27 protein-coding genes and 1 pseudogene are annotated in these 24,012 nt (G+C 72.8%); 14 read left to right on the top strand and 14 right to left on the bottom strand.

Translation table 11 applies throughout. From position 1 onward, the window contains the following. Nucleotides 1–12 precede the first annotated feature (12 nt). Together I4I82_RS02495 and I4I82_RS02500 are read right to left on the bottom strand one after the other, a co-directional pair. A complete protein-coding gene (locus I4I82_RS02495) occupies nt 13–1,089 on the bottom strand; it encodes an urease accessory protein UreH domain-containing protein (RefSeq protein WP_226369834.1) in 1,077 nt (358 codons plus the stop codon). Between the two features lie 123 nt (nt 1,090–1,212). Continuing rightward, on the bottom strand, nt 1,213–1,716 hold the full coding sequence (locus tag I4I82_RS02500; protein WP_226369835.1) for a hypothetical protein: 504 nt from the start codon (nt 1,714–1,716) through the stop codon (nt 1,213–1,215). Nucleotides 1,717–1,797: 81 nt separating this feature from the next. Between I4I82_RS02500 and I4I82_RS02505 the strand changes: the two genes are divergently transcribed. Both I4I82_RS02505 and I4I82_RS02510 read left to right on the top strand, forming a co-directional pair. Further along, a complete protein-coding gene (locus tag I4I82_RS02505; protein WP_226369836.1) occupies nt 1,798–2,073 on the top strand; it encodes a MerR family DNA-binding protein in 276 nt (91 codons plus the stop codon). Next, on the top strand, nt 2,070–3,308 hold the full coding sequence (locus tag I4I82_RS02510) for an MFS transporter (protein ID WP_218595090.1): 1,239 nt from the start codon (nt 2,070–2,072) through the stop codon (nt 3,306–3,308). Before I4I82_RS02505 ends, I4I82_RS02510 begins: the two co-directional genes overlap by 4 nt. 25 nt (nt 3,309–3,333) lie before the next feature. On the opposite strand, the gene I4I82_RS34840 is transcribed toward I4I82_RS02510, so the two are convergent. The 5 genes from I4I82_RS34840 to I4I82_RS02535 form a co-directional block, all read right to left on the bottom strand. Then, on the bottom strand, nt 3,334–3,414 hold the full coding sequence (locus tag I4I82_RS34840; protein ID WP_218596405.1) for an SHOCT domain-containing protein: 81 nt from the start codon (nt 3,412–3,414) through the stop codon (nt 3,334–3,336). Between the two features lie 238 nt (nt 3,415–3,652). Then, complete coding sequence (locus I4I82_RS02520; RefSeq protein WP_218595091.1) at nt 3,653–4,114, bottom strand: CBS domain-containing protein; 462 nt, start codon at nt 4,112–4,114, stop codon at nt 3,653–3,655. Next, nucleotides 4,111–4,317 carry a rhodanese-like domain-containing protein gene (locus I4I82_RS02525; protein WP_218595092.1) on the bottom strand — a complete coding sequence of 69 codons (207 nt, stop codon included), beginning with the start codon at nt 4,315–4,317 and terminating at the stop codon, nt 4,111–4,113. Before I4I82_RS02525 ends, I4I82_RS02520 begins: the two co-directional genes overlap by 4 nt. Nucleotides 4,318–4,331: 14 nt before the next feature. Then, the gene (locus I4I82_RS02530) at nt 4,332–5,324 is read right to left on the bottom strand and encodes a DF family (seleno)protein (RefSeq protein WP_218595093.1); all 993 of its coding nucleotides are present in this window, start codon (nt 5,322–5,324) and stop codon (nt 4,332–4,334) included. Further along, nucleotides 5,321–5,728 (bottom strand): MerR family DNA-binding protein, encoded by a 408-nt coding sequence (locus tag I4I82_RS02535; protein WP_218595094.1) that lies wholly within the window; start codon nt 5,726–5,728, stop codon nt 5,321–5,323. Before I4I82_RS02535 ends, I4I82_RS02530 begins: the two co-directional genes overlap by 4 nt. Before the next feature lie 201 nt (nt 5,729–5,929). Between I4I82_RS02535 and I4I82_RS02540 the strand changes: the two genes are divergently transcribed. The 8 genes and pseudogenes from I4I82_RS02540 to I4I82_RS02575 all read left to right on the top strand — a co-directional run bounded on the left by I4I82_RS02540 (nt 5,930) and on the right by I4I82_RS02575 (nt 12,831). Continuing rightward, nucleotides 5,930–6,235: a hypothetical protein gene (locus I4I82_RS02540; RefSeq protein WP_225920486.1), complete on the top strand. Its 306-nt coding sequence runs from the start codon at nt 5,930–5,932 to the stop codon at nt 6,233–6,235. Nucleotides 6,236–6,579: 344 nt separating this feature from the next. Further along, a complete protein-coding gene (locus I4I82_RS02545; RefSeq protein ID WP_218595095.1) occupies nt 6,580–7,191 on the top strand; it encodes a cadmium resistance transporter in 612 nt (203 codons plus the stop codon). Between the two features lie 190 nt (nt 7,192–7,381). Further along, nucleotides 7,382–7,909 carry a signal peptidase II gene (locus I4I82_RS02550; RefSeq protein WP_218595096.1) on the top strand — a complete coding sequence of 176 codons (528 nt, stop codon included), beginning with the start codon at nt 7,382–7,384 and terminating at the stop codon, nt 7,907–7,909. A 262-nt stretch (nt 7,910–8,171) separates the two neighbouring features. After that, nucleotides 8,172–8,809: pseudogene (locus I4I82_RS02555) on the top strand (TlpA family protein disulfide reductase). Then, nucleotides 8,806–9,594, top strand: coding sequence for a cytochrome c biogenesis CcdA family protein (locus tag I4I82_RS02560; RefSeq protein ID WP_218595097.1), 789 nt, complete (start codon nt 8,806–8,808; stop codon nt 9,592–9,594). Before I4I82_RS02555 ends, I4I82_RS02560 begins: the two are co-directional and overlap by 4 nt. Nucleotides 9,595–9,755: 161 nt before the next feature. Continuing rightward, complete coding sequence (gene lnt, locus I4I82_RS02565) at nt 9,756–11,267, top strand: apolipoprotein N-acyltransferase (RefSeq protein WP_225920487.1); 1,512 nt, start codon at nt 9,756–9,758, stop codon at nt 11,265–11,267. Continuing rightward, nucleotides 11,267–11,947, top strand: a complete 681-nt coding sequence (locus I4I82_RS02570) for a TlpA family protein disulfide reductase (RefSeq protein ID WP_218589645.1) — start codon at nt 11,267–11,269, stop codon at nt 11,945–11,947. The genes lnt (I4I82_RS02565) and I4I82_RS02570 overlap by 1 nt, the downstream gene beginning before the upstream one ends. 26 nt (nt 11,948–11,973) lie before the next feature. Continuing rightward, the gene (locus tag I4I82_RS02575) at nt 11,974–12,831 is read left to right on the top strand and encodes a F510_1955 family glycosylhydrolase (protein ID WP_218595099.1); all 858 of its coding nucleotides are present in this window, start codon (nt 11,974–11,976) and stop codon (nt 12,829–12,831) included. A 102-nt stretch (nt 12,832–12,933) separates the two neighbouring features. Here the strand turns inward: I4I82_RS02575 and I4I82_RS02580 are convergent, their stop codons facing one another. Both I4I82_RS02580 and I4I82_RS02585 read right to left on the bottom strand, forming a co-directional pair. Next, nucleotides 12,934–13,644, bottom strand: a complete 711-nt coding sequence (locus tag I4I82_RS02580; protein ID WP_218595100.1) for a permease prefix domain 1-containing protein — start codon at nt 13,642–13,644, stop codon at nt 12,934–12,936. Then, nucleotides 13,626–13,964 (bottom strand): PadR family transcriptional regulator, encoded by a 339-nt coding sequence (locus I4I82_RS02585; RefSeq protein ID WP_218595101.1) that lies wholly within the window; start codon nt 13,962–13,964, stop codon nt 13,626–13,628. Before I4I82_RS02585 ends, I4I82_RS02580 begins: the two co-directional genes overlap by 19 nt. Before the next feature lie 114 nt (nt 13,965–14,078). Between I4I82_RS02585 and I4I82_RS02590 the strand changes: the two genes are divergently transcribed. Beyond that, a complete protein-coding gene (locus tag I4I82_RS02590) occupies nt 14,079–14,567 on the top strand; it encodes a DUF2306 domain-containing protein (RefSeq protein WP_218595102.1) in 489 nt (162 codons plus the stop codon). A 23-nt stretch (nt 14,568–14,590) separates the two neighbouring features. Here the strand turns inward: I4I82_RS02590 and I4I82_RS02595 are convergent, their stop codons facing one another. From I4I82_RS02595 to I4I82_RS02605, 3 genes are read right to left on the bottom strand one after another with little or no spacing between them, the layout of a single operon-like run. Further along, on the bottom strand, nt 14,591–15,817 hold the full coding sequence (locus tag I4I82_RS02595) for a cytochrome P450 (RefSeq protein WP_218595103.1): 1,227 nt from the start codon (nt 15,815–15,817) through the stop codon (nt 14,591–14,593). A 52-nt stretch (nt 15,818–15,869) separates the two neighbouring features. Further along, entirely contained in the window at nt 15,870–17,855 is a 1,986-nt protein-coding gene (locus I4I82_RS02600) for a heavy metal translocating P-type ATPase (RefSeq protein ID WP_218595104.1), read from the bottom strand. Next, entirely contained in the window at nt 17,848–18,252 is a 405-nt protein-coding gene (locus I4I82_RS02605) for an ArsR/SmtB family transcription factor (protein ID WP_372451478.1), read from the bottom strand. The genes I4I82_RS02600 and I4I82_RS02605 overlap by 8 nt, the downstream gene beginning before the upstream one ends. Before the next feature lie 155 nt (nt 18,253–18,407). On the opposite strand from I4I82_RS02605, the gene I4I82_RS02610 reads away from it, so the two are divergent. After that, on the top strand, nt 18,408–19,043 hold the full coding sequence (locus tag I4I82_RS02610) for a class I SAM-dependent methyltransferase (RefSeq protein ID WP_225920489.1): 636 nt from the start codon (nt 18,408–18,410) through the stop codon (nt 19,041–19,043). Then, nucleotides 19,040–19,732 (top strand): methyltransferase family protein, encoded by a 693-nt coding sequence (locus tag I4I82_RS02615; RefSeq protein WP_218595105.1) that lies wholly within the window; start codon nt 19,040–19,042, stop codon nt 19,730–19,732. The genes I4I82_RS02610 and I4I82_RS02615 overlap by 4 nt, the downstream gene beginning before the upstream one ends. On the opposite strand, the gene I4I82_RS02620 is transcribed toward I4I82_RS02615, so the two are convergent. After that, nucleotides 19,726–20,187 carry a hypothetical protein gene (locus I4I82_RS02620; protein WP_218595106.1) on the bottom strand — a complete coding sequence of 154 codons (462 nt, stop codon included), beginning with the start codon at nt 20,185–20,187 and terminating at the stop codon, nt 19,726–19,728. The genes I4I82_RS02615 and I4I82_RS02620 overlap by 7 nt on opposite strands. Nucleotides 20,188–20,249: 62 nt before the next feature. After that, nucleotides 20,250–22,316: a bifunctional copper resistance protein CopD/cytochrome c oxidase assembly protein gene (locus tag I4I82_RS02625; protein ID WP_218595107.1), complete on the bottom strand. Its 2,067-nt coding sequence runs from the start codon at nt 22,314–22,316 to the stop codon at nt 20,250–20,252. Between the two features lie 175 nt (nt 22,317–22,491). On the opposite strand from I4I82_RS02625, the gene lnt (I4I82_RS02630) reads away from it, so the two are divergent. Further along, nucleotides 22,492–23,982, top strand: a complete 1,491-nt coding sequence (lnt, locus tag I4I82_RS02630; protein ID WP_218595108.1) for an apolipoprotein N-acyltransferase — start codon at nt 22,492–22,494, stop codon at nt 23,980–23,982. Nucleotides 23,983–24,012 lie beyond the last annotated feature (30 nt).

Raw genomic sequence — 24,012 nt, forward strand, 5'->3', positions numbered from 1 at the left:
CTCCCGGGCGTCTCAGGCTGCCGTGATGGTGCCGGTGTACATGCCCATGCCGCACGAGTAGCGCAGCGTCCCGGGCTCGAGCACCCCGAGGTCGATGCGGGTTTCGCCGTCGGCGGGCAGTACCTCCTCCACCCCCCGCGACGGGATCAGGAACGACCGCACGCACCCTTGCGCGTCCTCCGACCGCACGATCAACGTGGTCGGAACTCCGGCCCGAGCCTGGACGGCGGACGGGCTGTAGGAACCGGTGCTGGCGGTGATCAGCACCTGCTGCTGCCCGCCTTGCTCGGACACCGCGGACACGTCAGGTTCCGGCTCACCTGCGCTGAACGCCTGGACGACCCGGGACGCGGCCACCGGCGACCCGGCCAGCTCCAGTCCACCGTTGAGGGTGAACAGGCCCATCGCCACCACGATGAGCCCGGTGACCATGGCCAGCCGACCCCGCCAGGCGGTGGCGGCGCGGCGGGCGGCGTAGCCGAGCAGCGCGAACAACGGGGCCGTGCCCAGCACGAACACCGCCATGATCACCGCCCCTGACAGGGCGGACCCCGACGCCAGCGCGAGCGCCTGCACCGACAGCGTCACCCCGCATGGGATGAGCACCGTCGCTACCCCCAGCAGCGCCGGCGCCAGCGCCGACTGCGACCGGGACCGGTTGCGCACGACCCGCATCCACGCCTGCGGCGGCTCGATCACCACCCCGCGGAACCCCGGCACGCCGACCTGCGCCAGGCCGAACACGATGATCACGGCGCCGGCGAGGAGTTGCAGCGTCGTTCGGGTACCGATCGACAGCTGTACCGCGCCCCCGAGCGCGCCGAGCAGCGCGCCGAGAGCGGTGTGCGAGACCAGCTTGCCGGCCAGGAATCCGGCGACCGGCGAGACGTCGTCGCCCAATCGGTGCCACGAAGAATCGGGCGGCACATCTGCGCCGCCGTCGCGAGGACGTCCGGTCGCCGCTACGGGTACTCCGACAGCGGCGGCGCGCTGGCGACTGATCAGACCGGTGAGCATGCCGCCCTGCACGGCGGCGCACGAGACACCGCCGGCGAACAAGCCGGTGACAAGGACTGCGGTGAGGTTCACGAAGGATCTCCTGTACGAGCGGAACGGACCGGACAAGGCCACGCCCGCGGCTCGACACGCCTTGGGCGGGCACCAGCACGCCCACACGGGTGCGGGCGTACCGATCGGGAAGATCCGCCGGTTCTACGTCCGCAGCACGCAGAGCTCGGCCAGGGTCAGCCCCGGGACAGCACGAGCGACGATTCGCGCACCGATGACCGGGTCATGCCGCACCGGGAACGACGACGCCGACCACGGCCGGCGCCACCAGAGTCCAGCCGCCAGGACCGCGATCAGGAACGCGACGCAGGCGAACAGCACGCCAGGCCCCGGTGCCGACCGATCGAGATCAGCCATCAGCGGCGACGGAACACCGGAGGCAAGCGGCCCCTCGCCCGACTCGACAGCAGGGTCGACACCAACACCGACGCACGCGTTGCCGCCGCCCATGGCGGGCGCCGACAGCGAAGCCGACGGGCTTCCGCTCGGGATGCAGGCTACGTCCTCGACGGCGTGGGAGGGCATCGCGGGCATGCCGTCACCGCACAGCGGCACGATCAGCACCAGCAGACCGACCGCCACCGCAACCGCCGTGACCAGCCGCGCGAGCGACCCACGCACAGCGTGGGTCCAGGCCGGCCGCGACACACCGCCAACCTAGAGGTGGCACCCACACGGCCGAACCCCAGCCCGGGGTTCTTCACCCGGCCGAGCGAGAGGCGGCTCGCCGTGCTGCACTTCATCCGGCAGGCCGGGACTCTCACTCTCACCTTGGAGGAGATCAACGACGTGCTGGACCTGCAACGCCGCGGGCAGCAGTCCTGCGAGCGGGTCACCGGCATCCTCGACGCCCACATCGCCAGGATCGACCGGAAGCCCGCCGACCTGCGTCGGCTGCACCGCTCCCTGCCGACCGCGCGCCGCGCCGCCGCCCGCCGCGGCGGGCACGACGCCGTGGTCTGTCAGATTATCGAGTACACGCCTGCCGAATCGATCCGCGCGTGACCCGCGCCCCGTCGTCCCGGGTCGGGCTGCGCACGGTGTTCGCCCAGCCCGGCTACCGGCGGTTGTGGTCGGCCCGCACGGTGTCCCAGGCCGGGGACGTGTTCGCCACCGTGGCGCTGACGCTGCTCGTGTTCGACCTGACCGGCTCCGCGCTCGGCGTCAGCGCAGTGGTGTTCGCCGAGATCGTGCCGGTGCTCGCACTCGCCCCGTTCGCCGGTACGATGGTCGACCGGCTGCCGCGGGTCGCGGTGATGGTCGCCGCGGACCTGTGGCGCGCCGTCCTGGCCGCCTCGCTGCTCCTGGTCGGGGACGACGTCATCGCGGTCTACGCCATCGCGTTCGGACTCTCGACGGGCGCGGTGCTGTTCAACCCCGCCGCCAACAGCGCCCTGCCCACGCTCGTGAAGGACGAGGAGCTCGTGGCCGCGAACAGCGGCATCTGGACCGCCGCGGTGCTGTCGCAGATCGCGCTGGCCCCACTCGCCGGGATCCTCTACGTCGCGCTCGGCGCCGCACCCGCGTTCGGGATCAACGCCGCCAGCTTCGCACTCAGCGCCCTGCTGCTCATCGGACTGCGCCTGCCCGCCACACCCGCACCGACCCACCGCCACGGTTTCTTCGCCGACGCCGCCGCCGGCGGCCGGCTACTGCTCGCCGACCCGCTGCTGCGCGCACTGGGCGCCGGGCAACTCCTCGCTGCCCTCTCGGCCGGCGCGACCAGCGCGCTGCTCGTGGTGTTGGCCCGCGACCACCTCGCGCTGCCGCCCAGTGGCTACGGGCTGCTCCTGGGTGCGATCGGGGTCGGCGCCGTACTCGGACCGTTCCTGCTCACCCGCCTGGTCAGCGACCCACGCCGACCCGCGTTCGTGTTCGGGCCCTACGTCCTGCGCGGCGTGGTCGACCTCGTGCTCGCCACGTTCACCGCGCTGCCACTCGCCCTGATCTCCCTCGCCCTGTACGGGATGGGAACCTCCAGCGGCGCGGTCACCTTCAACTCCTTGCTCCAGACCAACACCCCCGCAGACGCCCGCGGCCGGATCTTCGCCAGCTTCGACGTGTTCTGGCAACTCGGCCGGCTGATCTCCCTGCTCGTCGGCGGGCTGCTCGCCGCCGCGATCGGCATCCAGGCCGTCTACTACCTCGGCGGCGTACTGCTGCTACTCGCCGCCGCCATCGGATGGCACGGCGCCCGCGCCCACTCCGCGACACAAGGCGACGCCCAGGGCAGCGAATAGCGAGCGGCTCCACGAGGTGCCGAGGTCAGCTCCAGTGGTGCAGCGTGGAGAGGCGCCGCGCGTACTCCTCGTCGTCGATCACGCCGGCGGCGTAGCGCTCGCGCAACCTGTCCCGTGCGTTGTCACCACCGACGGCGGCGACGTCGCCCTACCGGGTGCGCAACCGCCGGTAGACCGAGACCGTGCCCACGGGCTGCCAGCACGAGCAGCGCGACGACCGTGACGAAGAACAGGACCATCCACAGCCCCATCCCCGCCGTCAGTCCATCGCTCATCATTCCGTCCATCACGTTCGTGACCTCCTCATCGATCCTGTCGGGTTCATGGGATCTGTTCTCGTGCGGTTACAGGTCGCCGGGATGGACCGTGCCCAGCAGGCGCCCGTCCGGGTCGGCGACGATCGCGTAGGTCAACCCCTTGTCGATCAGCCGGTCCTTGATCGCGGCGGCGGGTTCGTGCGGGCGCAGCGTCGACAGTCCGGCCTCCATCACCTCCTTCACCGCCCGGCTGGGATCGGCGTCGGCGAGGACGGCGGCACGCAGCCGCCCGAGCAGGGTGCCGTCGGCGGTGGTGACCAGCGCGAAGCGGTGTGCGGATCGGGCGACCCGGGCCCGGACCTGCGAGATGGTCTCGTCCGGCCGGGCGGTGGTCACCTCGTGGCGCAGGTGCCGGCCGATCGTCTCGGTGTCGGCGTCGGTTCCTTCGACCGGCTGGTTGCGGGCGAGCCAGTCGACCTTGCCCGGCACGTAGTCGTGGACCTGGGTGAACCCGAGCGTGGCGAGCCGGCACGCGGCTCGTGGGCTCATATCTCAAGCCCGTCCGAGCAGTACACGACCACCGGCCGGTCGTGGTCCAGGGCCGCGGTGGTGGCGGCGTCGAGGGTCTTGAGCGGGATGTTCACCGCGTCGGGCAGGTGCATCTCGGCGTACTCGCCGGCCGGCAGCACCTCCACGAGCTGCGCGCCGTCGTCGAGCAGCCGGCGCAGCTGCAGGTAGTCGATCGAAGCCATGTGTGCCGGTCTCCTCAGCGGTTCGGGTCACCGGCCTGGTTCGGCCGGAGCAGGGCGAGCACCCAGTCGTCGGACGGGGTGCCGCGCAGCCCGTCGGGGCAGGTGTAGAGGCGGCAGCTCAACCCGTAGTCGCGGCGCTGCCCGGCGGACGGGTCGACATCGCGACCGTTCACCCGGACCGTGGGCGAACCCAGAAACCGCTCACCCAACGCCTGCTCGGGGGAGGTGATCATCCGCACCCGCACCGGTTGCGCGATGCCGGCGCCGGCGACCAGCTCCCGCAGCCAGGGCAAGTACTCGATGGCGTTCGGGCAGCCCTCGGTGTGCAGCATCGTCACGGACACCCCCTCCGGGGCGAGCGACGGGCCGAAGAACCGGGCGGCGTCGTCGAGGGCCTGGACCTGGTCGAGCACGACCCCGGACAGCTCGGGTCGGCCGCGCAGGTGGTCCTCGGCGTGGCCGCGACTGGTGTGGAAGGTGATGGTCGGGCACAGGCAGTCCGCGGCCGCGCCGCGACTGCTGGTCTGCGCCAGCAGGACCGCCGTGCCTTCGGGCGCCCACCGCCACCTCTCACCGCGGCGCTCGATCCGGACGGGATGCCCGTCGCCGGGGTCGGCCGACACGATCACCCCGTCCCGCCCGGTCATCAGCGGGATACCGAGCGCGTCGATCGCGCACATCGCGTGCAGCACCGGGCCGCCGTCGAGCTGCACCATGTGCCCGGTCGGGCGACCGGAGAACGGGTAGGCCACCGCTACGTGCCCATCTCTGTCGAGATGCACCAGGTCGACATCGCTCAGCGCCCGGAACGCCTCATCCCGGCCGGCCCCGCCCACCGGGACGTCGTCGCGGTGAGGGGCCCGCCCGGTCATGAGGAACGCCCGCAGCACCCAGCGGTGCAGCTCGCGCACCGCGTCGGGTAGCCCGGCCTGCCGGGCGGCGACGCCGTCTTGGTCGAGGTCGCGCACCGATCCGATCCGCAGCGGTCGTCCTGGGGTCGTCGTCATGGCCGGTCCTCCCGGTCGTCGTCCTCCGGGTCGCTGGTGATCTGGGCCAGGATCGGACACTCCCGATGGTTGCGTGGCTGCTCGCAGGTCGCCACCAAGCGGGCGAGCGCCGCGCGCATCGCCTGCAGGTCGGCGATCCGCACGTCCAGGTCCGCGATCTTGTCCACCGACATCGCCCGGGTCGCGTCGCAGCCCTCCGGACCGCCCTCGGCCAACTGCAGCAGCGACTCGATGTCGTCGAGCGCGAACCCCAGGTCCTGGGCCCGTTTGATGAACCGCACGATCTGCACCGCCTGCGGGTTGTAGGCGCGGTACCCCGCCGCCGACCGCGCAGGTTCTGGCAACAACCCGCGACGCTCGTAGTAGCGCAGGGTCTGCGGATTCACCCGCGCCTGCGCGGCCACTTCGCTCGTCCTCACCTGCCCAGCATGAACCCCGTACCCGAGTACAGGGTCAAGCCCACTCTTCGGCCTCGGCGGAGGCCTTGCTCGTGCTGATCGTCATCCCGTTGACCCCGGCCTGGTCAAGGAAGGCCTGGGCCTCGCCCGGCTCCGGTCCGGCGTCGCATTCGCTACGGCCGCGGGTGCTGGTGGTGCCGCTCAGTGGTGGCGACGCTGCTGATCGTGGTCATGTTCCTCACGGTGATGGCGTTCGCCGGCGTCGGGGTGGACCGGCTGTTCCGGCTCGACCCGGTCGCCGGGCGGGCGATCGTGTTCACCGGCGCGACCCGCAACTCCTTGGTCGTGCTGCCGCTGGCCCTGGCCCCTCCCGACGCCCTCGCCGTCGCCGCGGTCGTCACCGTCACCAGATCCTCGTGGAGATCGTCGGCATGGCCGTCTGAGTCCGCGTGGGTGCCGCGACCTGCCAACCGCTGTTCGCGCCGCAACAGGGGTACCAATAGCGGCGATTAGCAAAATCGATGTGAGGCTGTGATAGCTGGATGAGATGCTAGCATCGCCATATGGCGATGCTAATAGATCGGGCGGCCCGTGCTGACAACTTTCGGTGTCGCTCCCTGGTCACGCATGCAGATGCCCGCGCCGCGTCATCGCAGCGGTCGCCCGGCCCGCGGCGACCCGCCGCTGACGCGGCCTGCAGGTCATGACGTAGCTCCCCGGGGTCGTAGCTCCCCGGGGTCGCGTTTCGCAGAAGCGGCGTGCCCGAACTACGACACACCGTCCATCACGTCGCCCGCTCACCCGGCGGTCCCCCCTCGCCGGCCGAGCGATGCCAGGCGATCACTTAGAAGGCAGCCATGGAACCCCTCACCTGGACCCTGCAGGCCATCGGCCTGTTCATGGTCACCAACATCGACGACGTCATCGTGCTGTCGCTGTTCTACGCCCGAGGCGCCGGCGTCCCGGGGACCACGGCCAGGATCCTCGGCGGTCAGTACCTCGGTTTCGGCGCAATCCTGGCCGCCGCGGTGCTCGTCGCGCTCGGCGCGCGCAGTTTCCTGCCCGAGGAGCTCATCCCCTACTTCGGCCTTATCCCCCTGGTCCTCGGCCTGCTCGCGGCCTGGCGGGCTTGGCGCTCCTGGCGCGACGATGACGACGATGACGACGAGGGCAAGCTCAGCGACAAGGCGCTCAGCGTGCCCGCCATCGCCGCGATCACCTTCGCCAACGGTGGGGACAACATCGGCGTCTACGTGCCGGTCTTCGCCACCGTCGGCACCGTCGGCATCATCGCTTACTCGATCGTGTTCCTCGCCCTGGTCGCCGTGCTGGTCGCCGCGGCGCGCTTCGTCGCCACCCGCAAGCCGATCGCGGAGGTGCTGGAGCGCTGGGAGCAGGTGCTGTTCCCGATCGTGCTGATCGGTCTAGGCATCGTCATCCTGGTCGAGGGCGGCGCCTTCGGCCTGTAGGTGCCGGCGTGGCCGCGGCTGCGGTCTGTTGAGGCGGCGCATCCGCGTACTGCTGGCGGCACTGCCTCTCTGCGGCGAGACGGAGCCGATGCGCTGTCATCGGCTCAGCCGTTTATCATCGCCCTATGCCGATTGCTGACGCTGGGGTGAGGTCGGGCTGGGGCCTGAGCGACCGGGCGGGGTCGTGGCGGTGAGTGCCTGGACGAGGTGGCGTTCGGTCGTCACGGCCGGGGTCACGGCGGCGGCCGCTGTCCTGGTCGATGTGGTGACCAAGCGGCTGGCCGACACCCAACTGCCCGGCGCGCCGGTGGACCTCGGGATCGGGCGGCTGCAGCTCAGCTACAACACCGGGGTGGCGTTCAGCTTGGGCGACGGGCTGCCGACCTGGGCCGTGCTCGCGCTGGCCGGGGTGGTCACTGGTGGTGTGCTGGTCGCGATCGTCGCCGGCTGGCTGCGCCCACCGGTGCCAGCGGGGCTCGTCCTGGGCGGTGCGGTGGCCAACATCGTGGACCGGGCCGGGGACGGCGCGGTCACCGACTTCCTGTGGCTGGGCTGGTTCCCGACGTTCAACCTGGCCGACACCGCGATCACCCTCGGGGTGCTCGCCCTGCTGTGGACATCGTGGCGCACCGATCCCGGCCCTTCCCGCGAGCAAGGCGCCGCCCCGGAGCAGGCACCGGCGGACCTCGGCCGCTCCGCCTCGGACGGCGCGTCGTGACCGCCGTCCTGCCGCCCGCGCGCTGGATCCGGCCTCTGGCACCGTCCGTGTCGGCCGCGGCCCCTCGGGGGGTGCTGTCCGGCGCCGGCGCTGCGCTGCTGAGGTGGCGACGTGGAGGTTGGTGGGTGACGTCAAGTGATGGGCGCAGCGGGCGAGCGCTGCGTGAACAGGACATCGCGTGAGCCGTCCGCATGATCGCGCCTCCACGCGGCGGTCGTGGCGTGGCGCGGCTGGACTGAGGGTGCTGGCCGTGGCGGCCGCGATGCTGCTGCTGGCCGGGTGCTCCTACGCCTCCCCGAGCGGGGACGCACCGAGTCAGGCGCGGGAGTTCACTTTCGTCGCCCCGGGCGGGCAGACCCGCATTTTCTACGATCTTCCCGCCCAGCGCGGCGCGGTGACGGGCCTGTCCGGGGAAAGCCTGCTCGAGCCGAGCGCCACCATCGGCCTGGAGGACTTCCCCGGGCAGGTGGTGGTGCTGAACATCTGGGGTGCCTGGTGCGGCCCGTGCCGGGAGGAGATGCCTGGGCTGCAGCAGATCCACGAACAGATGCAGCCCAGTGGGGTGACCCTGCTCGGGATCGACATCCGCGATGACGCCGACGCCGCACGGGACTTCATGCGCGATCGCGGCATCACCTACCCGTCGATCTTCGACAATCCGGGCCGGTCGCTGACCGCGCTGCGGGGGGGTTCCCGCGCAACACCGTGCCGTCGACGATCGTGCTGGACCGGCAACACCGGGTCGCCGCGGTGTTCCTGACCGCGGTGCGAGTCAGTGAGCTGCTACCGGTGGTGCAGCGGATCGCCGCCGAGCCGGACGCACCGGTCGCCGGTGGAGCGCCGAGCACCTCGTCGGGGAGTACCCCGGGCGCGGGCACACCGGCGGAGGGTACGGGATGAGCATCACCGAGCTGGCGATATCGGGGCCTCTGCTGGTGGCGGTCGCCTTGGCGCTGGCCGCGGGGGTGCTGTCGTTCGCCTCGCCCTGCGCGTTGCCCCTGGTCCCGGGCTATGTCGCCTACCTGGCCGGGCTGGTCGGCGCCGACGAGTCCAGCCCCGACGCCGCGGGCGCGGGCGCGACGGCGACCCGCACCGCGGGGCGGTGGCGGGTGGCCGGCGCGGCGATGCTGTTCGTGGCCGGGTTCACCGTCGTGTTCGCCGGCGGGGTGCTGCTGGTGCTGGGCCTGTCGGACTGGCTGATCGGCAACGAGCTGCTGCTGCAGCGCATCGGCGGGGTGGTGACCATCGCGATGGGGCTGGTGTTCCTCGGGTTCATCCCCACCCTGCAGCGCGATGTGCGGATCCACCGCCGCCCGCGGGCCGGGCTGGCTGGCGCGCCGCTGCTGGGCGCGGTGTACGGGTTGGGCTGGACCCCGTGCCTGGGTCCCACCCTGACCGGGGTGATCGCCCTGGCCACCGGCACCCAGGTCGGCCCGACCACGCTGCGCGGCCTGGTGCTGGTGCTGGCCTACTGCGCCGGGCTCGGGGTCCCGTTCGTGCTGATCGCGCTCGGCACTGGGTGGGCGGTGCGCACCACCGGCTGGATGCGCCGCCACATCCGCGCCTTACAGATCACCGGCGGGGTGATGCTGCTGCTGTTGGGCGGGCTGCTGGTCACCGGGGCGTGGGGGGCGTTCATCGCCTGGATGCGTGGCCCCATCGGCGGCTACACCCTGCCGCTGTGATGCCCGAATCCTGGGTGGCGGCCCTCCCCGCAGCGGTCGGTACCGGGCCCATCCTTCCATCGACGACAGCCCGCGGAGTCGAACGACCGCCGGCGCGGCAGCGCGGTGCACGGTATGGGCTGTGGTGGCCGTGCGCCGCCGCGGCCGCGGCGGGCGGGCTGTTGTATCTGAGCTTCCCGCCGCGGCCGCTGTGGTGGCTCGCCCCGCTGGGGTTCGCTGTGCTCGGGGTGGTGCTGGCCGGGCGCCGTGCCCGAGCCGGGCTCGGCTACGGCCTGCTCGCCGGGCTGGGACTGTTCGTGCCACTGCTGTCCTGGACCGGCGCCTACGTCGGGCCGCTGCCGTGGCTGGTGCTCGCGGTGCTGCAGGCCGGGTTCGTCGCCGCCGCCGGCGCCGGGATCGCCGCGGTGTCGCGGCTGCCCGGCTGGCCGCTGTGGGCGGCCGGGGTGTGGGTGGCCGGGGAGGCGGCCCGCTCCCGAGTCCCGTTCGGCGGGTTCCCGTGGGGGCGGGTCGCGTTCGGGCAGCCCGACGGGGTGTTCGCGCCGCTGGCCGCGCTCGGCGGGGCGGCGCTGATCGGGTTCGCCGTCGCGCTCGCCGGGTTCGGGCTCGCCACGCTGGTGCTGCCCCTCGCTGCCCGGCCGCGCCGGCCAGCAAGGAGGACCCTGCGGGCGGCGGTGTGGCTGCTGGTGGCGGTCGTGGCGGGTCTGGCCGCGTCTCCCCTCGTCGACGCCGCCCGACCCGGCGATCGGCTGTTCACGGTGGCGGTGGTGCAGGGCAACGTGCCCCGCCTCGGCCTGGACTTCAACGCCCAGCGCGCCGCCGTGCTCGGCAACCACGTGCGGCGCACCGAGCAGCTCGCCGCGGATGTGGCCGCGGGCCGGGTGGCGCGGCCGGAGCTGGTGATCTGGCCGGAGAACTCCGCGGACATCGACCCGCTGCGCAACCCCGACGCCGGCGCGGCGATCGACCGCGCGGTCGCCGCGATCGGCGTGCCGGTGCTGATCGGCGCGGTGGAGTCCCCGCCGGTCGGGGGGCTGCGCAACACCGCGATCCGCTGGGAACCCGGTGTCGGCCCGACCGGCACCTACGTCAAGCGCCGCATCCAGCCCTTCGGGGAGTACATCCCGATGCGCTCGGTGGTGCGGCTGTTCAGCGACAAGGTCGACCGGGTGCAGCGCGACTTCACCCCCGGCACCGAGGCGACGGTGCTGCAGATGGGACCGGCCGCGGTCGGGATCGCCACGTGCTACGAGGTGGTCTTCGACGACACCGTCACCGACACCGTTCGCGGCGGCGCGCAACTGCTGGCCGTGCCGGCCAACAACGCCACCTTCGGACGCACCGAGATGACCTACCAGCAGCTGGCCCAGTCCCGGATCCGGGCGATCGAGCATGGCCGCACCGTGCTGGTCGCCGCGACCAGCGGGGTCAGCGCCATCATCACCCCCGACGGCACCGTGCAGCAGCAGACCGGGCAATTCACCCCCGACGCGCTCGTCGCGCAGGTCCCGCTGCGATCCACCATCACACCGGCCACCGGGCTGGGCGGGGTCGTCGAAGCGGTCCTGGCCGCGATCGGCGCCGTCGCCGTTGTCGTCGCTGCCGTTCTCGCCGTCGCCGCCCGTGCCAGGATCCGCCGTGATCGGGGCGGGCGTGGTCGGGGTCGGTGGGCGTGATGCGCTCGGAGCTGCGGTGGACGATCGTGGTGATGGTGCTGGCCGTGGCGGGGGTGATCGCCCTGTGGCCGCGGGCGGCGACCATGAGCGAGCCGGCGGCCGGAGCTCGACCGGTCCCGTCCGAGCAAATCACGGCAGACCCCGACACCAGAGGCCCCGACACTGGACGCCCCGACGACGCCGCTCTGGCCACAGCCCGGGCGGCGGCAGAGCTGCCGCCCTGCCCGGCACCTGTGCCGGGCGGCCCGACCGCGCAGGGTCCGCTCGCCGAGATCGTGGTCGAGTGCCTGGGCGCACCGGGGACGGTGGCGCTGGGGCCAGCGCTCGCCGGGCGACCGGTGCTGCTCAACCTGTGGGCGTCGTGGTGCGGGCCGTGCCGCGAGGAGATTCCGGTGCTCAACACCTACGCCGCCAGTACCGGGGCGATCGCGGTGCTCGGGGTCAACGTCCGCGACCAGCCCGCCGCCGCGCTGGGTCTAGCCGCCGAACTCGCCATGGCCTACCCGTCGGTCACCGATCCGGACAACACGCTGCAGGCCGCGCTGGCCGGGCCGCCGGTACTGCCCAGCAACTGGGTCCTGCGCCCGGACGGCTCGGTGGTCCGGATCATCGACCCGCTGGTGTTCCGCAGCCCGGACCAGGTCGCCGCGGCCGTCCAGACGGCTCTGCAGCAGCAGTGATCAACCGCAGGAGAGGACCGAGCGAGATGAACACACCGCCCAAGGCGCTGCGGGGAACAGCCGCCCTCGCCATCGCGACAGTCGTGCTCACCGGATGCTCCTCCAGCACCCCGGACGCATCCACCGGCGGCCACACCGGTGCGACCGGGCTGCCGTATGAGCACGTGCACGGGCTCGGGGTGGACCCGGCCGACGGTGCGGCGTACGTGGCGACCCACGACGGGCTGTTCCGCGCCGACGCCGGCGGGCTGCAGCGCGCCGACGACACCGGCCGCGACCTGATGGGTTTCACGATCACCGGACCGGGCACGTTCCTGTCCAGCGGGCACCCCGGACCGGGTGAGCAGGTCGCGAACCCGCTCGGGCTGGTGCAGAGCACCGACGCCGGTGCGAACTGGACGACGCTCGGCCTGGCCGGGGAGGTCGACTTCCACGCCCTGGAGGTCAGCGCCGGCACGGTGTTCGGCTACGACGCCACCCATCAGGTCCTGCGCGCCAGCGAGGACGGCGGCCGCAGCTGGCAGACCCGCGCCGCGCTGCAGGCGCTCGACATCGCCGCCGACCCGGCGAACCCGGCCGCGCTGCTGGCCACCGTGCAGGGCGGCGTGGCGGCCAGCGATGACGGCGGTCGCAGCTTCGCTGCGCCCACCGGGCCGCAGCTGGCCTACCTGTCCTGGGCGAGCGACGGCACCGTCTACGGCCTCGACCCGCAGGGGGCGGTGTTCGTCAGCGACGACGGCGCAGCCAGCTGGACGCCCGCCGGGGTCGTGCCCGGCGGACGCCCGCAGGCCCTGACCGCCACCGACGGCGCGCTGCTCGCCGCCACCGCGGGCGGGGTGTACCGCTCCGATGACGGCGGGGCCACCTTCGTGCCGATGACCTGACCTCGGCGGACACACGCCCCGCTGCGCGGTCGCCACTGCCGGCCGAGATCATCGCTCGTGGACGTCTGGCCGCGCTCCAACCGCAGCGTCCCGGCAAGACCGTCAGCGTGGTGCCGCGGCGCGGGTCGTGCTGCCTCCGCTGCAACGGCGGGCCGCGCGGAAGGCGAGCACGAGGCGGGTAGCGCTGACCGCGACGGCGAGCGGGGCCGTCGGCCACGACAGGGCGGTGGGCGTGGCGACCGCGGTGTGGGCGAACGTGGTGAGCAGCAGCGCGTCCCCGACGACGCAGGCGGTGGCGGCGAAGGTGGCTGCGCGGGCGGCATGCGCGGGGTGGTGCGCGAGCCGGTGACCGAGCGGGCCGGTCAGAGTGATCGCGACAAGCGCGGCGGGCACCGCGACAGCGAGCACGGCCAGATACAGCGGGTGGGCGCCGAGAAATTCAGCGGGACGGGGCGGCCACAGCGGCGGGACGAGCGCGGCCAGCCAGACGATCCCGACGAGTGGGCCGGAGCCGACCAGGGCCGTACCGGTCCGGCGGGCCAGGTGTGCGGTGAGCTCGCCGTGGAAGGACGCGGCGACGGTGTCCGGGTCACCGAACTGGGCGACCGCGGCCCTGGCGGCATCGAGTGGGTCGGTACCGGTGGCGAGGTGCTGTTCGGCGGCGCTGTGCACCCCGTCATCAAGCTCCGCGACGATCCGTGCGCGCAGCCGCGCTGGGCCGCCCAGCGCGGCGCCGACCTGGTCCAGCCACGTCGCCAGGACCTGTCGAGCGGCCGGGCTCAGGACCGGGCCGGTCAGGCCGGCGTCGGCCACGGCCCGGCGTCGAGCAGCGCGGACACCGTCCGGGAGAACACGCGCCACCCGTCTCGCTGGTCGGCCAGCGCGGTGACCCCGGCCGGGGTGAGCTGATAACTGCGTCGGCGCCGGCCCGGCCCGTCCGACCAGGCGGAGCGGATCAGCCCGGCCCGCTCCAAGCGGTGCAGCGCCGGGTACACAGTGCCGGTCGGCAGGTCGAACGTGCCCCCGCTGCCGGCCCGCAACGCCTCGATCACGCCGTAGCCGTGCAACGGCCCCCGCTCGAGAGCGGCGAGCAACAGCCCGTCGAGGTGACCCTTCAACGCCTCCGCCCGCATACGTAGCGACGCTACTCCTTTGCGGTGGCCGGTGACCAGACCGCGTGCGCCGGCACCGCCCGTAATAGTAGCGTCGCTACCTATAGGGTCGGAGCGGACCCGGAGGGGTCGGTCATGGACATCGCTGTGCCGCTGGCCGTGACGATCGCGGTCCACGTGGGGTGCGGTGTGGTCGCGGTGGTGTGCGGGCCGGCAGCGATGCTGTCCCGCAAGGGCAGCCGCCGGCACCGCGGCTTCGGCCGGATCTACCTGGGCGCGCTGGTCGGGCTGGGCCTGACGGCGCCGGTCCTGGCCGCGGTCGATTGGGCGCATCGATGGCACCTGGCCGCGCTCGGCGGGCTCGCTCTCGGCGCGGCCGTCGTCGGTGCCGCCGCGCTGCGGTTGCTGCGCCCGATCCGGCTGGCGGTCCACATGACCGGGATGGGCAGCGCCTACGTCGTCATGCTGACCGCGTTCTACGTCGACAACGGGCCCCGGCTCCCGCTGTGGGACCAGCTGCCACCGGTCGCGTTCTGGGTTCTGCCGGCCGCAGTAGGGACACCGGTGCTGCTGGGCGCGCTGCACCGCCACCGCGCCGTGCGGCCGCCCGCTCGCCCGACCTGACGGGCCGGCCTGCGCCCGCCGGGTCAGGGGGCGGTGGGGGTGAGGAGCACGCCGCTGCGGGGGCGGGTCGGGACCCGGGACAGGTCGACGTCGAGGTCTTGGGGCGGCAGTGTGTAGTCCAGGCGGGCCAGCGTGCGGGCGGCGACGGCGATCATGGTGAGTACGACGTCCTCGCCGGGGCAGCGGTGCCCGGTGGCCACGTCGCCGCCGCCTTGCGGTACCAGGGTGTCCGGGTCGATCGGGTCGGCGAGGAAGCGGTCCGGGTCGAAGCGGTCGGGGTCGGGCCAGTGCGCCGGGTCGTGGTTCGTGCCGTGCACGTCGAGCACCACCAGACCGCCGCGCGGGATCGGGACGCCGAGGACGTCCTGGTCCTCGCGGGCCACGGCGGCCAGCACCGGCACGAACGGGTAGCGCCGGCGCACCTCCTGGGCGAACGCGGCGACCGCGCGCTGGTCGGGGGCGGGGTCGGCGAGGCGGTGGCGCCATTCGGGGTGCTCGTGCAGGGCCAGGCCGGCGAAGGCCACGTACCAGGCCGCGGCCACGGTCGGCCGCACGAAGTTGATCAGTGCGACGCCGGCGATGCGGGCGGGCAACGGCCGCCCGCATAGGTCGCGGGCCGTCGCGACCGTGTGCAGCGCGGTGCCGGGCGGGGGGTGGATCTGCCCGAGGCGGGTCCGGCGGACGAGTCCGGCCGCCCACCGGTCCAGCCGCGCGCGGGCGAGGGCGGCCCGGGCGAAGGGCCGGCCCGGCGTGCCGAACCCGTCGACGATGTCGGCGAGCTGCCGCGCCCGCCGGGGCAGTTCCGCGGACGCCACCGGGATCCCGGCCCAGGGCAGCACGGCCGCGCCCAGGACCTGCACGGCCTCGTCGAACAGCCGCACCGGTGCCCCGCCTGCCCAGCGCCGGGTGACCGCCTGCCACTCCTGCTCGGCGCGCAGACCGAGGTCGGCGACCGCGTCGGCGGTGAGCACCTGCAGGTACAGCGCCTTGCGGTGGTGGTGCTCGGCGTCGTCGAGACCGTGCACCGTGGCCCGGCCGAACAGCACCAGCTTCAACGGGGCCGGCAGCGATCCGCGGCGGCGTAGCCGCGGATCGTAGAAGCGGCGCACCCCAGCCGGGCCGCCGATCAGCACCGCGCGGCGGCCCAACAGCCGGGTCGGTACCGCCCACGGGGCCGTCGGGGGTTCTGGCCGCAGCCCGCCGGCCCAGCGGTACCCCTGACGGATCAATTGCAGTGTCTGGTCCTTCATCACCTCGCCCACCTACCCCTCGACCTCGTGATTCGTCCGTTGTTGATCGACATCAGGCCCGATGGGCGGCGTCGAGCGGTTGCGGGTGTGTCGGCGCCGGCAGCGGGAGCGCTGTGGCGGCGGTGGGGGACAGCCCGCGGGTGCGTCCGGCGCGCACGGCGTTGGCGATTACCAGGATCTCGGCCAGTTCGTGCACGGCGACGACCGCGGCCAAGCCGAGCACTCCGAGCAGGGCCAGCGGCATCAACCCGACGATGATGGCCAGCGACAACCCGACGTTCTGCAACATGATCGCCCGGGCGCCTCGGGCATGGTCCAGGGCCTGGGGCAGGTGGCGCAGGTCCTCGCCCATCAGGGCGACGTCGGCGGTCTCGATGGCCACGTCGGTGCCCATGGCGCCCATGGCGATGCCCAGATCGGCGGTGGCCAGGGCGGGCGCGTCGTTGACGCCGTCGCCGACCATCGCCGTCGGCCGCTCGGCGCGCAGCGTCCGGACTAGGTCCGCCTTGTCCTCGGGCCGCAGTTCGGCGTGCACCTCGGTGATCCCGGCCTGGGCGGCGAGCGCGGCGGCGGTGGCGTGGTTGTCCCCGGTGAGCATCGCGACCCGGTAGCCGTCACGGCGCAGCCGGGCGACGACCTCGGCGGCCTCGGGGCGGAGTTCGTCGCGGACGGCGACCGCGCCGAGCAACTGTCCGTCGGCCTCGATGAGCACCGCGGTCGCCCCGGCCTCCTGCATGCTGAGCACGGGCCCGGCCAGGTCGCCGGGGTCGATCCAGCCCGGCCTACCCAGCCGCAGCGCCCGCCCGTCCAGGCGCCCGGTGAGCCCGGCGCCGGGCACGGCCTCGACGTCGGCGGCCGGGCTGACCTGGTCGACTGCGGCCAGGATCGCGCGGGCCAGGGGGTGCTCGCTGCGAGCCTCCAGGGCGGCGGCGAGCGCGAGGACCTGCTCGCGGGTGGCGCCGGCGGTGGTGGCGACATCGATGACGGCGGGTTGGTTGCGGGTCAGGGTGCCGGTCTTGTCCAGCGCGACCCCCCGGATCCGGCCCAGGGCCTCCAGCGCGGCACCGCCCTTGACCAGCACGCCCATCTTGCTGGCCGCACCGACCGCGGCGACCACGGTCACCGGGATCGAGATCGCCAGCGCGCACGGTGACGCGGCGACTAGCACGACCAAGGCTCGTTCGATCCACACCAGCGGGTCGCCCAGCAGGCTGCCGATCGCGGCGATCAGCGCGGCGGCGATCATCACCCCGGGCACCAGTGGGCGCGCGATCCGGTCGGCGAGCCGCTGCGCGGCGCCCTTGCGGGACTGCTCGGCCTCCACGATCGCCACGATCCGCGCCAGGGAGTTGTCGGCCGCCGTGCTGGTGACCTCGACCTCCAGCACACCCGTGCCGTTGATCGAGCCGGCGAACACCTCATCGTCGGGGCCGGCCTCGACAGGTACCGACTCGCCGGTGATCGCCGACACGTCCAGCGCGGTACGCCCTGTCCGGACGGTCCCGTCGGTCGCGACGCGCTCACCCGGGCGCACGAGCATGGTGTCGCCGACGCGCAGCTCGCCTGCGGCGACGACGACCTCCAGGCCGCCTCGCAGCACCGTGGCCTGCTCGGGCACCAGCGAGAGCAGCGCGCGCAGGCCGCGACGCGTCCGGGCGATCGAGTACTCCTCCAGGCCCTCGCTGATGGAGAACAGGAACGCCAGCATCGCGGCCTCGCCGACCTCGCCGAGCGCGACAGCGCCGACCGCGGCGATGGTCATGAGGGTGCCGACGCCGATCTTGCCCTTGGCCAAGCGGCGCAAGGTTGACGGCACGAACGTCCACGCCCCCACCCCCAGTGCCGCCAACTGCAGGGCGAGCTCCACGAGATCGGGCCCGCCGGACCAGCCGACGACCAGCGACGCCGCCAGCAGCACCCCGGCCACAGCAGCGGCACGCAGCTCGGAGACCTCCCACAACCGCTCCGGCTCACGCTCCTCGCCAGCATCCCCCTTCGCGCTGGGCTCGTCGCCGCCGCACCCGCACGCGTCACTCATCACGCGCCTCCACGACGTCGTCGGCGCAGACGCCGGTACGGCCGATCGAGCCGTCCGCTGATCCGGTGCCGAAGTTCGGGCACAGCACCACCGCCGACCCCGTCGCCGCGAGGAGTGTCTCCGCGGCGGTGAGGAGGTCCAGCAGCTCCGGGCGGGTCAGCGAGTAGAACATCTGCCGGCCTTCGGGTCGACCGACCACCAAGCCGCAGTCGCGCAGGCACGCCAGGTGCGCCGAGATGGTCGACTGCGCGGACCCGAGCCGCTCGGTCAGATCCACCACGCGCGCCTCGCCCAGGGCGAGGTGCTGCACGATGGCGAGCCGGGTCGCGTCTGACAGGCTGTGGAACAACGCCGCCGCCGGCATCAGCTCCTGGCGCGGGCCCACCGCACTTGGCATCGTCATGCAACGATAATAACGCATTGAACCGGTGTCAGAGTGACTCTGCAGCCCTCCAATCCATCAGCCCGTGCTGGACATCTCCTCGACTCGTCTGCTATTCATCGTTGTATGACGATGACACCGCACGCTATCGATAGCTGGAGGGTTCGGTCATGCTGATGAACAGGATGGAGACGGTCCTGGTGAACAGCCCACCGCGGCGGGCGTTGCAGCGGCTCTACGAGACCCCGACACTGCTGCGATTGGGCGGAATGCTGCCCGCGGACGCACAGGTGCTTGAGGTGGGGTGCGGGGCCGGGTACGGCACCGAGCTGATCTTGCGCCGATTCGCCGCAGCCCGGGTGGACGCGATCGACCTGGACCCGACCATGATCACCCGGGCCCGGCGCCGGCTGTCGGCCTACGGGAACCGGGTGCGGCTGGCCACCGGCGACATGACCGACCTGCGGACCGCGCTCGATGCCGAGGACGACAGCTACGACGCGGTGTTCGACTTCGCAATCGTCCACCACGTCCCGGACTGGCGGGCCGCCCTGGCCGAGATCGTCCGGGTGCTGAAGCCCGGCGGCCGGTTCTACTTCGACGAGGTCACCGCCGCCGCGCTGGCTAGCCGCGCATACCGTTGGCTGTTCGATCACCCCACCGAGGACCGGTTCACCGCCGGTGAGTTCGTCGCCGAACTGGAGCGCCAGGGACTGCAGGTGGGCTCACGGTGGCGCAGCCGGATCTACGGGCACTACCTGCTCGGGGTCGCCCAGCGCCCCTGCATCGACGGAGCACGACAGTGAGCACAGCGGAGTGGACTGCCGGAGGGACCTGGGGCTGGGCGTGGGCGGCACTGACGCTGTACGTGGTCGGGCTGCTCCTCGCGTTCGGGCTCAGGACCTGGGTCCAGTTGCGTCAGAACGGTACCAGTGGGTTCCGGGGCATCACGGGCAGGCCGGGGTCGGTGGCCTGGTGGGGCGGAGTGCTGTTCCCGATCGCGTTGCTGCTCGGACTGGCAGCACCCCTGCTGGTGATCCTCGGCGTGACCCCACACTGGCAGTGGCCGGCGCATCCCGTGGTCGCAGGCTCCGGCCTGGCACTCGGGGTCGTCTCACTGGCGGTCGTACTGCTCGCACAACACACCATGGGCGCTTCCTGGCGGATCGGGGTCGACGAGCGCGAACGCACCGAACTCGTCACGACCGGGATCTTCAGCCGGGTCCGCAACCCGATCTTCACCGGCATGGCGGGAGTGTCTGCCGCGGCAGCGCTGATGGCCCCCACACCGGTCGCGGCCGTGGCTGTCACCGCCCTCGTCGCCGCGGTGCAGATCCAGGTCCGCATCGTCGAGGAGCCCTACCTGCGCTTGACGCACGGGCAGAGCTACGAGCGCTACGCGGCAACAGCGGGGCGCTTCGTCCCCGTCCTCGGACGGCTCTCCGACACGGCAGCGGCGGGTTTGGATCCTGCCGCAGGTGCTCGTCGTCAGTGATCGTGTCCGGGGTCGTCGACCAGCAGGACGAACCACGGTGTCGGGAAGAGCCGCCAACGCCCGTCGAGGAGGACGAAGCAGTCGAGGTCGATGCCGAAGGAGGCGCCGGGCTCGAGGAACGTGATGCGGTGCAGCCTCAGCCCGGGACGGAGGTGCGGAGCGACGTCGCGGTAGCCACGGGGGAACGTCGAGGTCGCACCGGTGCCCGCCAGGAGCTCCTCGGTGCTGACCGCAGTCAGGCGGTATGTGGTCTGCAGCCTCGTCGGCGCGATGACACGGGGACGCAGCCAGTAGCCGTCGTAGTGCCGGACAGCGGCAACGACGGTGTCGGCCGCGTACACGTCGTCGAAGTCCGTGAGTTCGGGACGCAGTCGCTCCAGCAGAGTGGAGATGTCACCCGAGCTGCGGATGAAGTCCTCGGCCACCGCGTCCAAGCTGTCCGGTACGGCGTCCACCGCCCGGTCGGTTCCGCAACCCGCGATCCCGGCGGCTGCCGCACCGAGGAGGAGCACACGCATCAAGTCACGTCGGGCCCACGGCTCCGGGACGTGGGCTGAGGTGCGCATGCTGCTCCGGAGACGGTCGGGTCCTGCGAGTGTCCCCGATCGCCCACGCCCGGTCCATCTCGTCCATCGCCGCAGACCGCTCGACTGACGGCAGCTCTTCCTCCAGCGGCACCCGGCGCACGCGGCCGACCGGCCCGGGTCGACCCGCGCGGCCAGAGCCACATGACGAGCAGCGGCAGGGCTCCGACGGTGCCGACGATGAAGACCACGCCCGCTCTCGTCTGCTCGGCTGCGAGATCAGGAACCCAGGGCAGGGCGAGGCTGCGGAAGTAGGTTTCTGCGATCACGTCGCGGCGGGCCACGAGCAGTACACCGACAGCCGCCGGCACGGCGAGCACCGCGCAGGCGAGCGTCCCGCTCCCCCGGCGCCTCGTCGACACGGCCGCCGCGACGAGGCATCCCGTCGACAACAGCAGTGCATCGAGGGTCTGACGACCAATCTGTGACTGCAGTAGCTGGTCGAGCAGTCCGAGCGGTAGGGAGACCAGCACACCGATGAAGACCACGGCAGTGGGCAACGGTCGACGCATCGCGCGCACGAGCGGTCGACGCAGCAGCCACTCGAGACTGCCGCGCGGGCTCGGGGTCCCCGGACTGCCCCGCCGCGACAGAGTGCGACGGGCCAGCTCCAACGGCGACCCGGCGACGAGCAGCACAGGCGCCACGAACGCCATCAGGATCTGCGCGATCGCGCCCAGACCGAGCGTCGCCGCGCCGTACCGGCCGAGTCCCGACGACGTGGCCAGGACGATGACGAGGCACCCCGCCACCCAGGCTGCCCCTCTGAGGGGGTCCCAGGTCCAACCCAGGACTCGAACACGTCGCACCGCAACGAGGTAACCGACGAGCATCCCTCCCGCGAGCAGGGCGAACACCAGGTCGAGTCGCCCAGCCAGCAGGAACCCCGGGCCCGGCGGTACCAGGTCGTAGCCGAGGACCTCGCCGGTCCGGGAGGGCCGGACCTCGTCCACCGGCCCGGGCGGCGCGGTGCGGCTGAGACCGACCGCGAGCCCGATCGTGGCGAGCATGAGGACCACTTCGGCGCCACCGAACCGGAGGAGGGCGCGACGATCACCCTGCACGGCGCCGGAGATCGTGCGCGTTCGATGAACGTGCCCGAGCACTCCGAGCAGCAGCAGGGCGACGATCTTGGCCGCAGCGAGTGCACCGTAGGCAGTGAACAGGGCGTCCGGTACCAGCGGCACGCGCACGGCGAGGTTGGCCGTTCCGGATACCGCCATCAGGGCCCAGCAGCCCGCAGCGATGGCGGAGAACCGCGGCAGTGCGACGACGATCTGGGCGGCGGACCGGGAGAGCGCGAGGGCCAGGACGGCCACGAGTCCGCCTACCCAGATCGCAGCCGCCACGACGTGCAGCACCAGGCTGTCGGTGGCGATGTCGTGGGAGCCGCCCACGGCCGAGTGCCCCGATGCCGCCACCGGGAGCAGCCCGGCCACCGCGACGCCGAGCAGCGCGACCGTCCATCCCCAGCTGAGCACCGCACGGCAGCCGATCGAGATCACCGCCGCCACGAGCGCCGCGACCACCCAGGGAACCGCGGTGGGCAGGAGCGGCACCGCGGCGGCCAGCCGGCCGGGTGTGAGCACGTCGACGACGGGACGCCCGAGCGCCTCTGACACCGTCAGAGGCACCATGAGCAGCGCTGAGACGGTCCACGCGCCGGCCGTCACCGCCGCCGTCCGGACGGCGCGGTAGCCGGCCACGTCGAGGTACCCGGACACCTGCGGAGGGACCAGGACCGTCGCGAGCAGCAGGAACCCGACGGTGAGCGCGGCGGCAGCATCCGCCACGACCCGAACGACGGGCAGGCCGACCGTGGTGAGGCGGCCGGCATCGGGGAGCCCGAGGGCATCGACGATCGACGCGCCGGACACGGCCACCACCCCTGCGGCCACGAGCATGCCGATCGCCGTGCCGAACACCATGACGGGCCACACGGTGGCCCGCCGACGGGTCCGTGGACCGGCACCCTGGCCCAGGGTCGGCGACACTGTCATCTACTCAGCGTAGAAGGCGCGCGCACCGCCGCCGCCGCCAGGAGTTGGAACGCGGTACCCGGGTCGTCGGGCGTACGGGCCCCGCCGGATAGTTCGACCGGTACCTCCAGGTGAGAAGGAGAAAGTCATAGTCACCGACCAGCCGCCACGATCCGGATCCATCGACGTCCACCCCGTGCGACCGGCGCTCGGCCGGCCGGCCCGCCGGATGCTCACGGGACTGGCGCTGGCCGTCCTGGCCGGTGGTTGCTGGGCGCTCGGGGCGCAGCCCCGGGGGTGGTGGCCACTGCTCCCGGTCGGAGTGGCAGTGCTGACCGTCGCGCTGCACGGACAGGCGCTGCGGCGGCGCCTGATCGTCGGCGTCGTCACCGGACTCGTGTTCTACGGCAGCACGTTGGGCTGGTTGACCGACTTCGCGCTGGTCGGCTACGTCGGCATCACGGTCGTCGAGTCCCTCATGCTCGCCATGGCGGTCGGGCTCGTTCCGACAGCCGGGCACGGGCGATGGGCAGGCGGGTGGTGGGCGCTACCGGCAGGCCTGGCCGTGCTCGACGCGGCTCAGACCCGATTTCCGTTCAACGGGTTCCCCCTGCCTGCGCTGGTCCACTCACAGGTAGACGGGCCGTTCGCGTGGGCCGCACCCATCGGCGGGTCGCTGCTCGTCACGGCAGCGGCCGCAGCGGCCGGGGTCGGGCTGGCCGCGATCGTCCTCACCGCCGGTCGCGCTCGCCTGACGGTCGTCGGGGCGGCGGTCCTGGTCGCCGGACTGCCGCCGCTCGTCGGAGCCGTGGTGCGCACGGAGCCCGCGGGCACGCTCGACACCGCGGTCGTGCAGGGAGGTGGCCCACGGGGACTGCGCGCGGTCTTCACCGACCCCCAGAACACCACCGACCGCCAGTTCGCCGTGGCCGAGCAGATCACCGGGACTCCCGATGTCGTCCTCCTCCCCGAGACCGTGATCAGCGTCGACGGGTCTGTCGCCGGGTCTGCGGGAGATGCGCGGGCCGCCGGGCTGGCCCGCTCCCTCGACGCAGCGGTCGTCGTCGGCGTCGTCGAGAGGCAGGGCCCCGGCTTCCGCAACGCCGCCGTCCTGTGGAGCCCGGACGGACGGATCAGCGGTCGCTACGAGAAGGAGCACCGCGTCCCGTTCGGCGAGTACCTCCCCGCCCGCGATCTGCTCGAGCGCCTCACCGACCTCACCGCGCTCGTTCCGCGTGATGCCATCCCCGGTCAGGGGATCGCGGTCCTGGAGTCGTCCTCCGGCACGCTCGGGGTGGTGATCTCCTACGAGGTCCTCTTCGCCGACCGGGTCCGGGAAGCAGTACTGGCCGGAGGGGAGGTGGTGCTGGTGCCCACGAACGCCGCGTCCTACGTCACCGAGGACGTACCGGCCATCGAGGTCGCCGGGGCACGGATGCGCGCACTCGAGTTCGGGCGCGCGGTCGTGCAGTCGGCCCCCACCGGCTACTCCGTGGTCGTCGATCCTGACGGCACGGTGGTCAGCCGGAGCCCGCTGGGAGATGCCGCCCTGCTGCGAGAGACCGTGCCGCTGCGGACCGGACTCACGCCGTACGCGCACACCGGGGACGCTCCGACCTTCGGTCTCGCGGTGCTCGCCCTGCTCATCGGGCCGCTCCGGCTCCGGATCGGGCGGGCCGTCCGGTGACCGAACCGCCCGAGCGAGGAGGCGGCCGCT

Source organism: Pseudonocardia oceani, from assembly GCF_019263585.2.
Classification (GTDB): Bacteria; Actinomycetota; Actinomycetes; order Mycobacteriales; family Pseudonocardiaceae; genus Pseudonocardia; species Pseudonocardia oceani.